This window comes from Trichocoleus sp. FACHB-90 (genome assembly GCF_014695505.1).
Lineage (GTDB): Bacteria > Cyanobacteriota > Cyanobacteriia > Cyanobacteriales > FACHB-T130 > Funiculus > Funiculus sociatus.
Window position 1 is genome coordinate 63,738 of record NZ_JACJOK010000078.1, and the last position, 14,815, is coordinate 78,552.

The window sequence follows — 14,815 nt, forward strand, 5'->3', positions numbered from 1 at the left end:
TCTTCTTATCTTTCCTTCCTTGTTCTTTGCGTCTTTGGGGTTCATTCTTCTTCTCATCTAACCTACATATCTAATCCCCCCAACCCCAAGGATAAATTGGGGGGCTAAACATATATTTAGTAAACATTTAGTGACATGGGATGGAACTACCCTAGGTTATCAGATTATAAAGTGGCACATCAGCACTAGGCAAACCATCTCAATCAAAAGCAGGATTGAGAAAACATAAACGTATTCTATGGGGTCTACTGATGCCTTCTCCACTTGACCGCCCCATTACCATTGAATTAACGGTCAAAACTTCCCAGCCCGAATTATTAGAAGGGCTGGATGTATGGTTGCGTTTAGGCTTGATTTCTCAGGTTCAAGTCAAGCGCTTGTCTACAAAATATCTTTCCTGTCCCTTACCAGAACTGGAAACAACCGCAGCCACACCTGAAGAAACAGTATTCTCTAACCCTCGATTTCCCCAAGAATCGTCGGATTTAGTTCTACAAACAACTCAGAACAAACCCCCCAACTTTTTAGAGGGAATGTTTCAGTCGCTAGTGGCAGAATTAAGCGTCCGCTGGCTGCTGTTTTTAGGTGTGTTTATGGTGGTAGTATCCTCCGGGGTACTAGCGGCCAGTCAATGGCAGAGATTTCCCGCTGCGGGACAGTATGCGGTTTTATTGGGTTATACCTCAATTTTCTGGGGAGTTAGTTTTTGGGCGCGTAAGCAGCCTAATTTGCAATTAACAGCGCAGACGTTGCAAATTGTCACGTTGTTGCTGGTTCCTGTCAACTTTTGGGCGATGGATAGCTTCGGGTTGTGGCGAAATCCCGTGGATTGGATTGTGGTAGCGATCGCAACCATTATCCTCACATCTATCACCTTCCGGCTATTAAAAAATATCCCCCCAACTTCTGGTTTAGGACGATTACAAAATTTACCCTTTTTAAATATTCTGGGACTGAGTTACCTGCACTGGGGTTGGAAATTATCAGAATTTCCCCTAATTGCCGTTTATGCAGGAATGGTGTTAACAACCATCGCTACCGTTTATCAAATTCGTTACCGAAAATTCCCGCAACCTGGAAGCCTAGGTCTAGACGAACAAAGCCCATCTGCGCGGGCTATAGAAGAAAATAATAAAGCCGGATTCGGTATCAATTTACCAGCAGGATTAGTAATTTATGCCTTATTGGTGCTGCTGTTTCGGGCAATTTTCGTTGTCAATCTCCCAATTACACAATTAGGTTTAGCCCTTGGAATTTGTGGTTGGTTGGTAGCATGGTTATCGCAACAAATGCCGCAGCCAGCAATAGAAAACAGGAAACAACAAAATACCCAATTACCAATTACAGATTACCAATTTCCCTTAGAAAATATCGGCGGATTTTTAATATTGCTAGGCTGGTTAGTTTCGGTAAGACCTGAGTTTCCTTGGCAAGCTACTGCTGTTAGCGGCTTAGGTTTATGGTTCTTTATCAGCCGTTTGCAACGTTTTGAAAAGCGTCAGGATTTGGCAGCAATTTTTGCAATTGGGTTACAGACAATTTGCTTGCTTTGGCTATTAATACCCACTTCGGTACAAGCGTGGGCGATCGCAACTGCTACTCAACTCACTGGTTCTCAAGACTCTCCGTCAGCGTTGCTGAGTCTGGCTTGGTTTCCCTACTTGATTTTGATGGTAGCAGTGAGCGATCGCTTATATCGAATTAACAAACCTGATTTAGCCCTTTTTGGGGAACAGTTAGCACTCAGTTTTGGGGCTTTACTGACTCTGCTGAGTTTGGCAAATCCAACATTGCGATCGCTAAATCTACTTTTATCCACCCTAACTCTCTTAGCTGTAACCCAACGCCGTCCGATCAAAGTTAGTTTAGTTTATCTAACACATATTATCGGCTTGCTGACATTTTGCTCTTTCATTGACCGATTTTTTCCCTCTTTAAGTCAAGAAATATGGGCAAGCATTTTGTTAGCTGTGATGGTAGCAGAATGGACGTTTAGCATTTTAGCTTCACACTCAACATTGTGGCAGCGCAGCGCATGGCACCTTGGGTTAGGACTTGCGGCAATAAGTTATCAATTACTGTTGCCAATTACTTCTTTATCTTGGGATAGCGACATCATTAGCCGCCAGCAATGGAACCTTATCTGGTTAGTTACACCCTTAGCCTTAACTGGAGTTGCCAAACAGACTACTCAACTACAACGACAATTAGCTAGTTGGCTGAGTGTGACAGCTTTGGGAATGGCACAAGTCCTAACCTTCACTTTACCAGGAGCCAGATTAATCAGCTTAGGCGTGGCAACTGGCTTGATGTTAGTAAATACGCGCTATTTGCGGCACCAAGCAGCAGCAATAATTACAATCGGATTTGGCTTAAGTTTCGCCACAATGCTGCTGTGGGAAGGCGTACCAGGAGTAGCGCGACTCTCAGCACCCGGTTGGCTAATTGTAGGAGCGATCGCATCCGTTAGTTTATGGCTCTCTAGCAGCTGGTTGAAGCGCCGTCACGGGACTTTAGCCGCCCTTTACGCAAAATCTGCGGATAGTTGGGCGATCGCGCTGTGTAGCCTAGAAATGGTTTCGCTGACAGTTCACTCACTGTATGTTTACTGGGCGCTGGTTTCCCCATCTGTGAGTGTTCTAGTTGCCGTTATTTTGACAATGGGCGCGATCGCTTATCGCAGTTACTTACAACCCAACAACTGGGCATTTTACGGACTGGGGTGGTGTCTGGAATTGTTAACTGCCGAGGCGTTGGGCTTTGTCGGGCGTTCGGTGATTAATTTAGCGATCGCCAACGTTGCTTTAGGTTTAATGACGCAGCTTTTAGGAGAAATTTGGCGACGGCGATCGCGACTGGAAATCCCCAGTAGCTGGCACATTTTGCCGCTATTGTACGGCGTACTGGGTGCCGTGTTACGCTGGGATACCTTTACCAGTTGGACAGGGTTATCTACACTAGCGATCGCCTTAATTGTCATTGGCGTAGGGCGACGGAAGCAAGAATTGAAACCCCTAGTCTACTTAGGATTACTTGGAGTATCAATTTCTGCCTACGAACTCCTCTTCTACCAACTCCTACAAGCATCGGGAGGAGGCTTAGGTGATGGCTTGATTGCCCTGTCAGCCCTCGGCACCAGCATCATGTATGCTTATCGCGTCCTCTCCCCGTGGCTGATAAATTACTTACGCCTTACCGCCCAAGAACTGAAAGTTGTATCACATCTGCACTGGGCTTGGAGTAGTGCCTTATTATTATCAGCCATTGCTACTCCTATTGAAATTAACCGCCTTCTAGGATTGGGCATTGGCTTATTTTTGATCAGGTATGCCATTTATCAGGGTAAGCGATCGCCCCTAGATCCCCCCTTACCAACCGTTGCTGGGCGGATTACCACAGCAGAAACCTGGGTTTATTTGGGTTTATTACAAATCGCTGGCATCCGAATTTTTTGGATGTATACAGCCATCGGACAGCTATGGGCAGGGCCATTAGTTCCCTGGAAAGCCCCAATTTCCTGCATTTGGGCTTATTTTCTCTACGCTTTACCTTGGGAAAGGTGGGGATGGCCCAAACGACCCTGGCAGCAAGCTGCATACATCCTACCGCTAATTATGCTCTGGGAAAGCAGATTAGAGATTCCCCCAATTGGCTTACTAATCGTAGCCGCGTTTTATGTCTTACTCGCAAAGCTAACAAAGCAAATCCGGTTTACTTATCTGACTGCGGCATTAGTTGATTGGGCTATTTTCCGGTGGTTTTTCGACTTACGACTCACCGATGCCCTCTGGTACATCACACCAATCGGATTATCCCTGCTTTATATTGCCCAAATCGATCCCAACCTGAAGTTGCCAACTCAAAGCCAAACTCGCCACAACCTCCGCTTACTCGGTACTGGCGTAATTTGTGTAGCGGCATTTTTGCTGCATCAAAAAACAGGGATACAGCCAGGAATTTTGAGTATAATCGCCATCTTTGCGGGATTAGCTTTGAGAGTGCGGGCTTTTCTTTACGTTGGTACAGCAACTTTTTTACTGACCGTTTTTTACCAGTTGGTAATTTTTATCTTCGACTATCCTTTTTTCAAATGGGTTATAGGCTTGCTAGTTGGCATCGCTTTTATCTCAATTGCTGCTAACTTTGAAACTCGTCGCGTTCAGCTGAGTTCTCTGCTGCGAAACTGGCTGGCAGAACTAGAACAATGGCAATAGTTGCAACTCATTGCTGATAGTTGATGGTTCCAATACGGTTCGCTTAACGTTGCGTCCAACACAAACGATCCTCCTAAGCCTCAATACGTTTCACTCAAAGCTAAACATCCCAAACTTACTTAGTTAGCCAATAAGCTTTAGCTTACTTTAGCTTCTCGGTGTGAAATTAATTTCCTCTTATCCGTGAGTCAGTGGTATTGAATCCAGTTTTTCGATAATTGCATGGCATAATGGAGTGCATTTGCTTGACTTATACGATTTCAACTTTAGATTTATCCGTTTCAGGAGTTAAATCGTCACTGAGAACAAGCGGCTGGATTGAGGCGCTGCCCCTTGAAGGGCGAGCGTAAAGCCTGCAATACCAGCAATGGTGAAAAAAGTTCAATCTTCAGGAGCGAGAGGCTATAGTGAAGGTTTTGGTGGTGGGCAATGGGGCTAGAGAACACGCCCTCGCATGGAAACTGCTGCAATCCCAAAGTATTCGGCAGGTGGTGTGTATTCCCGGTAACGGAGCTACAGCGGCTCTGGAGCGTTGCCAGAATCTCGCCTTGAGTGTTGATGATTTTGAGGGAATAGGACGATTTGCCCAGGTTCACAACATCTCTCTGGTGGTTGTGGGGCCAGAAGTGCCGCTGGCTTTAGGAATTACAAATTACCTCCAAAGCCAACACGTCAAGGTGTTTGGCCCTACCAAAGAGGGAGCGCAAATTGAAGCGAGTAAGTCTTGGGCAAAGGCTTTGATGGAGGAAGCTGGTATCCCGACGGCGAGATCGGCTGTTTTTACTGAGTTAGAGGCGGCAAAAGCTTATGTGACACAACAGGGTGCGCCGATTGTCGTTAAGGCAGATGGGTTAGCTGCTGGCAAGGGTGTTACAGTTGCGGCAACCGTTGAGGAGGCAGTGGCGGCAATTCAGGATTTATTCCAGAGTAAGGTGAAGACCGTTGTGATTGAAGAGTGTTTGACGGGGCAGGAAGTCTCCGTTTTAGCTCTCACGGATGGCTTGACGATTCGTCCCCTGCTCCCAGCGCAGGATCATAAACGGATTGGGGAGGGCGATACAGGGGCAAATACAGGCGGTATGGGAGCTTATTGTCCAGCTCCGATTATGACACCAGAGCTATCCAAACGAGTGCAGCAGGAAATTCTGGAGCCAACGATCGCAGCGTTGAAAAAAAGGGGCATTGATTACCGGGGCGTTCTCTATGCTGGGTTGATGATTACCCCGGAAGGCGATCCGAAAGTTCTGGAATTCAACTGTCGCTTTGGCGATCCCGAAACTCAGGCGATCCTGCCTTTGTTAGAAACACCCTTGGAAGACTTGCTGCTTGCCTGTAGCCAACGGAAATTGGCTCAGCAGCCGCCCATTGCCTGGAAATCGGGAGTCGCCGCCTGCGTCGTGGTGGCGGCGGGTGGTTATCCCGAAACCTATAAAAAAGGTCAGGAAATTACTGGCATTGAGCAAGCTGAGGCAATGGGAGCTACTGTATTTCATGCTGGTACAAGTAGGCGACAGCAACAGGTGGTGACAGATGGCGGTAGGGTATTGGGCGTGACGGCAGTTGGGGAGAATTTTGATAATGCGATCGCTTTAGCCTACGCCGCTATCAATTGCATTCAGTTTGAGGGGATGTACTATCGCCGGGATATAGGCTATCGCGTCACTACAGCCAGCTCGACCAGGGAATAAAACCTAGAAGCTAGGGGAAGCGTGTAGAATTGTTTGTAACTACCACACAGACGGGAAATTCCGCCTCTGTTTCTCCTTGTCTCAAGTCAATAAGGCTCGGATAGGTAGAGTAAAACGAAAAAAATAAAAAGGCAAAATTAAAAATTTTTCTAGAATTTTTAATTTTCGATTTTAAATTCATCTAGCCCCTAGCCCTACCTTGCTGGCTCTACTGAAAACCATTCGAGAAATCCTAGCTCATTGGTGGTCGGAGTTTACCCTCCAGACCCGTCTGATGGCGGCTGCTACCTTAGTGGTCTCCTTGGTGATGAGTGGTCTGACCTTTTGGGCAGTGAATACGATTCAGCAGGATGCCCGACTGAATGACACTCGCTTCGGGCGCGATTTGGGTCTGTTGCTGGCGGCTAATGTCACGCCTCAGATTGCGGAAAACAATCTGACTGAGGTGGCTCGCTTTTCCCACCGCTTCTATAGCAGCACCTCCAGCGTCCGTTATATGATCTACGCTGACGCAGATGGCAAAATCTACTTCGGCATTCCTTTCTCTGAATCTGAGGTACAAAATTCCCTCACCATTCAGCGGCGGATTCAACTCCCAGAGGATTACGCCGATAATTCCGAGTTGCCAATGGTGCGGCAGCACATAACTCCTGATGGGGAAGTGACAGATGTTTTCGTTCCCCTGATGCACGACGGCAAACACTTGGGCGTTTTGGCAATTGGCATTAACGCCAATCCTACAGTAGTTGCCTCTTCCCATCTGACCAGGGATGTGACGATTGCGGTTTTCATTTCCATCTGGGTGATGGTGATTTTAGGCGCTGTTATTAACGCTCTGACAATTACTCAGCCAATTAGAGAACTTCTTGTCGGGGTAAAAAATATTGCCGCCGGTAACTTCAAGCAGCGAATCGACTTGCCGCAGGGAGGCGAACTCAAAGAACTGATTTACAGTTTCAACGAGATGGCAGAGCGGCTAGAGCGTTATGAAGAGCAAAATATTGAGGAGCTAACGGCTGAAAAAGCCAAGTTAGAGACGCTGGTTTCTACTATCGCCGATGGAGCGGTGCTGCTAGACACCAATTTTCACGCGATATTAGTCAACTCGACAGCGCGACGCATTTTTGGTTGGGATGGCGTTAATGTAGTGGGAAGTAACGTTCTGCATTATCTCCCAGCACCCGTACAAGTGGAGCTGACGCGACCACTGTATCAAATCGCGGCTGGCGAATGCGATAGCGCCGAGTTCCGAGTGACGCTGTGCCAACCCGCAGACCGCACGGTTCGGATTCTCCTGACAACGGTTCTCGACCAGTATCGGGAGAGCATCAAGGGAATTGCGATGACGGTGCAAGATATTACTCGCGAGGTAGAACTGAACGAGGCAAAAAGCCAGTTTATTAGTAATGTCTCTCACGAATTGAGAACGCCTCTTTTCAACATCAAATCTTTTATTGAAACCCTCCACGAATACGGTGAAGATTTAAGTCACGAGGAGCGGCGGGAGTTCTTGGATACTGCCAATCGGGAAACAGACCGCTTGACTCGTCTGGTAAATGATGTGCTGGATTTATCGCGGCTGGAATCCCACAGGCGCTATCACTTTGATGCGGTAGACATTGCCCAAGCTGTGGAGCAAACGCTGCGTACTTACCAGTTGAATGCGCGCGATAAAGAAATTGAACTGCTGCAAGAGATTCAAAAAGATTTGCCGGCTGTGTTGGGCAATTACGATTTGTTGCTGCAAATATTTGCCAATTTGGTCGGCAATGGGCTGAAGTTTACTCAGCCAGGGGGACGGGTGGCAATTCGCGCTTACCTGCTGGAGCCAAGAGTCACGAAAAGCGCGATCGCTTCCTCACATTCTCAAAATCGCCCCCAATTAGTACGAATTGAAGTCTCTGATACGGGAATTGGTATCGATCAAGAAGACCAACAGGCAATCTTCGATCGGTTTTTCCGGGTGGAAAATCGGGTTCATACCCTCGAAGGCACTGGTCTGGGACTTTCTATTGTCAGAAATATCATTGAAAAACATCACACCACTGTACACTTGGTGAGTGAAGTTGGCGTAGGTACAACTTTTTGGTTTGATTTAGCTGTTTTTAAAGAAGCGACAACAGTTGAGGGCTTGCAACTAATGGAAGGAACACAGGAGATAGAAACCACCGTGACTGCTGAAGTTGTCTAGCGTCCCCTGGTGGCATAGAAGGCTACCAATAAACTCACGACGATCAGACCTGAGAACATAAGCAAACCCTGGTTGCGTTGGCACCAAAGCTGAAGCGAGTGCCGCCAGCCGAGTCCATAGCGCTTCGTGGTCGTTTTGTCAAGTTGTTGAGAGCGATCGCTATAAAGCGTACACTCTTTTGCATAAGGGCGCTTGGCAAAGGTACAAGTATCGTCTTCGTGGTAAGTGCAGGTGTCGCACAGATACTCTTCCCCAGTCGCTCGGTGTAAGGGTATGCCAGGATGACCGTAGGCTTTCAGCTCACAGCGACAATAGGGACAGGTAGTTGCTTCGGCTTTAATTAGTTGATGGCACTTGGGACAAGTCGGCATTTATCGCAACAAAGTTATTTTTAATCTAGAAAAAGACCAAATACTTCTGGGCTAGGGCTAGATACCCCTAGGCTCCCTTGAAAAGAGCCATTGGGGTGATCTCCAAAGGCTGGACACCATCAACCGAAAAGTATTGCCCTAAATCCCAGTTTAAACTTGGGGAAACTTTCGGACTTGATACTCCGCTGAATCAATAATTGGATAGTTATCTCCCATCGCTTGATCAAACTGCTCCTCAACCTGTTGCAAGCGTTCTGAGCTAATGGATTTCCAATTTTCGCGTGTCTCCCAGCGAATCACCAGAGTAAGCCCTGTTGGATCGTTAGGATTGAGCCAAACTTCTTTACCGAGAAACCCCGGACAGGTGGCGAGAAACGCCGTCCAGATTTCGGCATCCTTCTGAATGAATTTTTCCCGGATTTCGGGGGGGACTTCTATCTTCAGCCACTCGATAACCATTTGGGTCTTGCGATCGCTTCTTGGCGAGTATAAATAGCTTTGAATCTGCCTTATGTAATTTTGCCATCATCAAAGCGCGTCAGGTAGGCAGCAGTTGTCGAGAGAATGTCACAGAATAGAACTGTAGGCGGAAAGACGAAACAACATTGCTTTATCGTCTAGGTTCAGCCACTTTTTGAGAGCGACAGGTGACAAGAAGGCACTATGGATAATAACAACTGGCTTAAGCAGCTACTGATGCTCGGTGTGGGTACGACATCTATGGCAGCAGAGAAAATTCGGGAAGTTAGCGATGAATGGGTTAAGGAAGGCAAGATCAACCCTGAACAAGCCAAAGGGCTTGTGGATGATTTGATGCAGCAAATCAAGTCAGATCAGGGTAACTTGGAAGTACAGATGCAACGGCAGATGCGTAATATGTTGCAGGATCTGGGAGTTCCCCGCCAGTCGGAAATGGATGAATTGCGGGGACGCATCGACAGGTTGGAACGTCAGGTGCGTGACATGGAAAATAAGCTGTGGCGGTGATAAAAGCTGATAGGATTTGAGAATCCAACGGGACAATCGATTTTGGATTTTGGATTTTGGATTGAATCTAAAATCCATAGTGCTTCGTGCCTATACAATGGCATCGGCGGCAAAGGAAGTTCGACCTTTGCAAAATCTAAAATTTTGAAGTCTTAAAGGTATGGAGGAAAAATTTTGAGAGAGATTTTAATCAGCGTCGGGGTCATGTTTGCCTGCGTGTTGGTGATAATATTGGCTCAAGTTAGCAACTCTCCACAAGAGGCGATCGCTTCGGAGCTAAATTACTCCTCACCTACAGTTACACAAACCCCAAGCAATAACCCAGATGTTGACAGTACAAGGTTTATTACGATGAATACCAACCCAGAAAGTGACGAGAAGGTTACGACAACGCCCTCTGGTCTCAAGTATATTGAGTTAAAAGAAGGCGACGGTGCGACTCCAAAAACTGGTCAGACAGTTGTAGTGCATTATACTGGCACTTTAGAGGATGGTACGAAGTTTGATAGTTCGCGCGATCGCAATCAACCCTTCTCGTTCAAACTCGGCGTCGGACAGGTAATCAAAGGCTGGGATGAAGGACTCAGTACCATGAAAGTCGGTAGTCGTCGCCAGTTAATTATTCCCCCAGAATTGGGTTATGGATCTCGCGGTGCAGGTGGCGTGATTCCTCCCAATGCTACGCTGATTTTCGATGTAGAACTGCTGAAAATTAGCTAAATAAATCTGACGAAACCCGGTTTACTTTGAAACCGGGTTTTTGCTTTGTATATACCAATTTATTGAATCATCCCCGATTAGAAGAGGCAAGATTTCGGAAGCGGGTAAATTGCGGATCAAATAATAACTTTATGGTTCCCGTCGGGCCATTTCGATGTTTAGAAATAATTACCTCAGCAATACCTCGATCTGGTGTATCGGGTTGGTAATACTCTTCGCGATATAACATCATAATTAAATCCGCGTCCTGTTCGATCGAGTTGTGGACGATTATATTGTTAGCTACAAAATTGTGCAAACCTGGGACTGTTAAATCGTAAACTTCAGCTTCACCATCAGCTTCTATTGAGACAATTTCATCCCAATAAACATCACTGGTTGATAAGAGGGCAAGTGCATCAGATTTGACAACAGTAGCTAACCTTGCTGCTCGTTCACGGCTTAAATTCTGTTTGTAAAGGCTTGTACCACAATATAGATTGCTAAGCTGCTCCTGCATCTGACGTGTAGTTAAACCATACTGCTGCATGGATGGAACAGCATACAGTCTCCAGATATCGCGAGGTATTACATCTCTATTAGTGTTAGCAGGACGTACTTCAATGTATTCTGCAATCTCAGCCAGAGCTTGCTTTTTATAATTTCCTACTGCACCAAGCAGTGTAATAAACTTTTCTATATCTGGTTTGCCTGTAACCGTGACGTGATGTTGATCTCTACCTTTGCCGGGTTGCGGAATAACAGACAGTCGGGCATTAATACCAAGTCTCAGTAAGAGTGACTGAACATCGCGCGAAAGCCTTTCACTGCTGCTGGCGTAGTAGGCAATGGGACGTGCGCGTTTCCCTTTCACTAATTTAATAGAACCATCTGTACTCCAAAGATGTCGTAGAAAAAGGGCTATAGCTTCTTGTGGCTGTTCAAAAACTTGGCTAGGGACAAATTTTTCATACGATCTCAAGCCAAAAATACCCATAGAGTCTAGCCATTTAGCTACAGGATTCCTGACGTTATGAGTTAGCCGATAGCTGGCAGAAAGATAGACTTGATACCAATTACGCTCTTTGGAAATTTGGGGATTAATCTTACCTCCAAAAACCTCAACTGCAAGAGACGCAACAGTATGGGCTAAATCCTCCTCTCTCGTTGTGTACTGTATGACGTGTCGGGGTAAAGTACATCCGTCTCCTATCAAGTGACCGAGCAATGCCAACTCAGCATCGCTCATCGATTGAACAGAGGAATTAGGTAAGGATCGAGGCAGAGCAAGGCGCGAACCTGGCTCTAACTCATCCAGACGCTTCCAGCCGTTAATAGTGAGAAACTTGTGATTGCCTGTGGCTCTAATTGTACGTCCTAGACGAGTTGTTAGCCGCAAGACAGGCTTGAAACCTGTGGAAAAGGCATTACTGACAATTGCCCGCTCTAGCTTCATCGTAGATTCGTTGAGCGCCCAAACTGCAAAACCGGAATTGCCAACAAGTTCGCGAATTGGCACTTGTACACCGCTATCTGCTAACGACACCAAGCTATCGCCCGTTAAGCAGCCTGATTCGCGTAAATCAGACATCATTGGGCGTTTATTATTACGAGCTTCCACACCTCGACTCAGCTGGGATAAAGCGATAATTGGGACGCTGAGTTCGCGAGCTAAACCTTTGAGACTTCGGGTAATTTTTGACAGCTCTTGCACCCGATTGTCGCCGCCGCCTTCCATCAATTGCAAGTAATCCAGCAGAATTAAGCCCAACTCGCCACGCTGTTCGGCTTGAAGACGACGAGCTTGCGATCGCATCTGCATCACAGTCATATTCGGCGTATCATCAATAAAAATTGGCATCTCCGAAAGAGTGCCAAGGGCGCGACTCAAACGTTCCCACTGATTTTGTGCAACTCGCCCAGCCCGCAAATGGTTACTTTCAATCTCAGCTTCACTAGCAAGCATCCGCTGCACCAGCTGTTCTTTTGACATTTCCAGGCTAAAAACAGCTACTGGCAACTTATGAAACTCAGCGATATTGCGAGCAATATTTAAGCAGATAGCTGTTTTTCCCATTGACGGTCTACCCGCCACGATAATCAGGTCGGAACGCTGAAAGCCGCCAGTCATCGCGTCGAGGTCATAATAGCCACAGGTAAGACCAGGTAGCGCTAGATCCTGATGGCGAGTTTCAATATCCTGAAATGTATTTATCAGCGTGTCGGAAATAGGAACCAGACCCTGCTGAGGACGATCTTGGGTGAGGCTGAAAACTTTCTGTTCCGCCTGGTCGAGGATAATTTCCAACTCCGTAGCCGTCTCGTAACCCAACTGAGCAATCTCGCCCCCTGCTTGGATTAACTTACGGCGCAGGTACTTATCTATCACCAGCGCCGCGTACTGGTCGATGTTGACGGCTGAAACCGTGCGATCCACCAGTTGGGCTAACTTTGTTTGTCCGCCAACCTTCTCCAGCAAGCCTCTGTCATACAGCCAACTGGTAACGCTCATTAAGTCGGTGGGTTTACCTTGGCTGTGGAGGGTAAGGGCGGATCGGTAAATCTCTTTGTGAGCAATGAGAGAAAACGCCTCTGGCACAAGCAAGTCAGTTACTCGACCGATGGCTTCTGGGTCTAGCAAAATGCCTCCCAAGATGCTTTCTTCAGCGTCGAGGTTTTGGGGTGGAAGGCGATCGCTTGAAGAATGAAAATTCAGTTCGTGAGCCATAACAGAGGTCGTTTTAACAAGGAGCCGCCACGACTATGATAATGGGGGTTGAGTAGTCGCTGCGATCCGACACCCAACCCCCTTTTTTTTGCCTGAAAAAACTGCTTCTACCCACGCGGAAACTGTAGAGACATTGTATGCAACGTCTTCAACGCCTCTGCACTACGCTTAGCTAGGCACAACCTGAATTTGTACAACCGCTGTGATTTCCGGGTGTAACCTTATTTCTGCCTTGTAGGTGCCAGTCTCTCCGATATCAGGGAGGCTGATATTCCGCCGATCGACTTCCTTACCAGTGGCTTGTTGGATGGCTGTTGCCACTTCTGGAGCGGTGACAGTACCAAAGATGGCATTTTCTTCACCTACCTGCTTAGCAATGGTGAAGCTGCCCACAGCCTCTATAGCAGTCCTCAGCTCTGTAGCTACCTGCTTCTCTTCCAAAAGGCGCTGCCGCTCTTTTTCTCTACGCCGTTCGACTTGCTTGAGCAAGCCGGGAGTGGCAGGAACTCCCATTTTTTGGGGAATTAGGTAATTGCGAGCATAACCGGGAGCGACTTCTACTAAATCGCCAGATTTTCCCAGTTTGCTGACATCTTGATTCAAAACTAATTGCACACGTTTCGCCATAGTCTTTTTTCTGCTACAGACAACAGAAGGAGTAATGATAAGCTAGAACACTCCATCTTACAAAAAGATAGTGAGCGATCGCAATCTTTTAATCTAAAACCGATCCTTCATCCCCCGCAGCCTGGCAAAAGTCTGCACAGGGTCTAGACTTTTCACTGCTGATTGCAGCACAGGAGCGTCCCAGCGCAAAAATGGATTAGTGCGCTTTTCTATGCCAAGTTGGGATGGCACTGTCGCCTCAGAACGGCTACGGGCAGCTTTTACTTGAGTCCACCGGGCTTGTAACTCTGGGTTATCGCCATCTACAGTTAAGGCAAATTCAAGATTTTTCAGGGTGTATTCATGGGCGCACCAAACTCGCGTGTTATCAGGTAAAGCCCGCAATTTGCCCAAGCTAGACACCATCTGCGTTGGCGTGCCTTCAAACAGTCTGCCGCAGCCTCCAGCAAAAAGAGTGTCGCCACAGAATAATTCTCCCGGCTCTTCGGTTGTTGCTGGGGGAAAGTAGTAGGCGATGTGGGCGCGGGTATGGCCCGGAACAAAGAAAACTTCGCCGACTCTACCAGCAAATTCTACCCGCGAGCCTTCCTGTAAAAACACCTGTTGCCCCGGAATTCTACCTTTGTCCTCAGCACCTCCATACACGCAGACACCAGAAAAATGCTGCAAAAGCTGCTGGTTTCCGCCCACATGATCGCTATGATGGTGAGTATTAAAAATCGCTACCAACTCAGTGTCAATTTCTTCGAGGTGCCGCAGCACAGGCTGCGCTTGGGCTGGGTCTACCACCGCTGCTATTTTCTGAATCGGATCGTGCAGCAAAAAAATGTAGTTGTCCGAAAGTGCCGGAATTCGTTGAACCTGCATTCAACACTCCCTCTTTATGAGCAATTATCCCATCCTGGCATAAAATTTATTATTTCTTTACATTATTCTTGCAGTAACTTTAGCTAAATGCCAACCAATATGAGGCAGATAGTCTTAAATAGACAATAAAGCGCTAAATTGCCTTAAACCAGGAGTGACCACCCACCTATGGCATGGACACGAGATCGTCAGCCAAAAGAGCAAATTCAGCACATGGTAGATCGCATCCTTTCATCTGGTCAACTCAGCCTCAACGAGCATCTTCAGCTGACAACTGCTATCCTCTCTGATTACAATGTTACCGACGGAGAACGTCGCCAAATTAATCGTATATTTGACGAAATTCAGACAGGTCATCTAAAGTTTGTGGGCTAGACCTTCTTCAATCCCTTTCTTAGCAGCAGGGGATGAGGAAAAGACAACTAACCCCTGCTGGCTTGATT

At 47.0% G+C, this 14,815-nt stretch carries 11 protein-coding genes; 6 read left to right on the forward strand and 5 right to left on the reverse strand.

Features of this window, described 5'->3' with window-relative positions; all coding sequences use genetic code 11:
- The first annotated feature begins 251 nt into the window (after nucleotides 1-251).
- The 3 genes from H6F74_RS22830 to nblS all read left to right on the forward strand — a co-directional run bounded on the left by H6F74_RS22830 (nucleotide 252) and on the right by nblS (nucleotide 8,093).
- Nucleotides 252-4,214 (forward strand): DUF2157 domain-containing protein, encoded by a 3,963-nt coding sequence (locus tag H6F74_RS22830; RefSeq protein ID WP_190444442.1) that lies wholly within the window; start codon nucleotides 252-254, stop codon nucleotides 4,212-4,214.
- A 407-nt stretch (nucleotides 4,215-4,621) separates the two neighbouring features.
- On the forward strand, nucleotides 4,622-5,902 hold the full coding sequence (gene purD, locus H6F74_RS22835) for a phosphoribosylamine--glycine ligase (RefSeq protein WP_190444443.1): 1,281 nt from the start codon (nucleotides 4,622-4,624) through the stop codon (nucleotides 5,900-5,902).
- 199 nt (nucleotides 5,903-6,101) lie between these two features.
- Complete coding sequence (gene nblS, locus H6F74_RS22840) at nucleotides 6,102-8,093, forward strand: two-component system sensor histidine kinase NblS (protein ID WP_190444444.1); 1,992 nt, start codon at nucleotides 6,102-6,104, stop codon at nucleotides 8,091-8,093.
- Here the strand turns inward: nblS and H6F74_RS22845 are convergent.
- The gene (locus H6F74_RS22845) at nucleotides 8,090-8,464 is read right to left on the reverse strand and encodes a zinc ribbon domain-containing protein (protein ID WP_190444445.1); all 375 of its coding nucleotides are present in this window, start codon (nucleotides 8,462-8,464) and stop codon (nucleotides 8,090-8,092) included. The two genes, nblS and H6F74_RS22845, sit on opposite strands and share 4 nt — an antisense overlap.
- Before the next feature lie 150 nt (nucleotides 8,465-8,614).
- Nucleotides 8,615-8,923 (reverse strand): TIGR03792 family protein, encoded by a 309-nt coding sequence (locus tag H6F74_RS22850; protein ID WP_190444446.1) that lies wholly within the window; start codon nucleotides 8,921-8,923, stop codon nucleotides 8,615-8,617.
- A gap of 204 nt (nucleotides 8,924-9,127) precedes the next feature.
- On the opposite strand from H6F74_RS22850, the gene H6F74_RS22855 reads away from it, so the two are divergent.
- Nucleotides 9,128-9,451, forward strand: a complete 324-nt coding sequence (locus tag H6F74_RS22855; RefSeq protein WP_190419814.1) for a phasin family protein — start codon at nucleotides 9,128-9,130, stop codon at nucleotides 9,449-9,451.
- Between the two features lie 174 nt (nucleotides 9,452-9,625).
- Complete coding sequence (locus H6F74_RS22860) at nucleotides 9,626-10,171, forward strand: FKBP-type peptidyl-prolyl cis-trans isomerase (protein ID WP_190444447.1); 546 nt, start codon at nucleotides 9,626-9,628, stop codon at nucleotides 10,169-10,171.
- 67 nt (nucleotides 10,172-10,238) lie between these two features.
- Here H6F74_RS22860 and H6F74_RS22865 read toward each other — a convergent pair whose 3' ends face one another.
- From H6F74_RS22865 to gloB, 3 genes are all read right to left on the reverse strand, one after another.
- On the reverse strand, nucleotides 10,239-12,878 hold the full coding sequence (locus H6F74_RS22865) for a replicative DNA helicase (protein ID WP_190444448.1): 2,640 nt from the start codon (nucleotides 12,876-12,878) through the stop codon (nucleotides 10,239-10,241).
- A gap of 168 nt (nucleotides 12,879-13,046) precedes the next feature.
- Complete coding sequence (rplI, locus tag H6F74_RS22870) at nucleotides 13,047-13,505, reverse strand: 50S ribosomal protein L9 (protein ID WP_190444449.1); 459 nt, start codon at nucleotides 13,503-13,505, stop codon at nucleotides 13,047-13,049.
- A 93-nt stretch (nucleotides 13,506-13,598) separates the two neighbouring features.
- A complete protein-coding gene (gene gloB, locus H6F74_RS22875) occupies nucleotides 13,599-14,372 on the reverse strand; it encodes a hydroxyacylglutathione hydrolase (RefSeq protein ID WP_190444450.1) in 774 nt (257 codons plus the stop codon).
- Nucleotides 14,373-14,540: 168 nt separating this feature from the next.
- Between gloB and H6F74_RS22880 the strand changes: the two genes are divergently transcribed.
- Nucleotides 14,541-14,747 (forward strand): hypothetical protein, encoded by a 207-nt coding sequence (locus H6F74_RS22880; protein ID WP_190444451.1) that lies wholly within the window; start codon nucleotides 14,541-14,543, stop codon nucleotides 14,745-14,747.
- The last annotated feature ends 68 nt before the right edge of the window (nucleotides 14,748-14,815 follow it).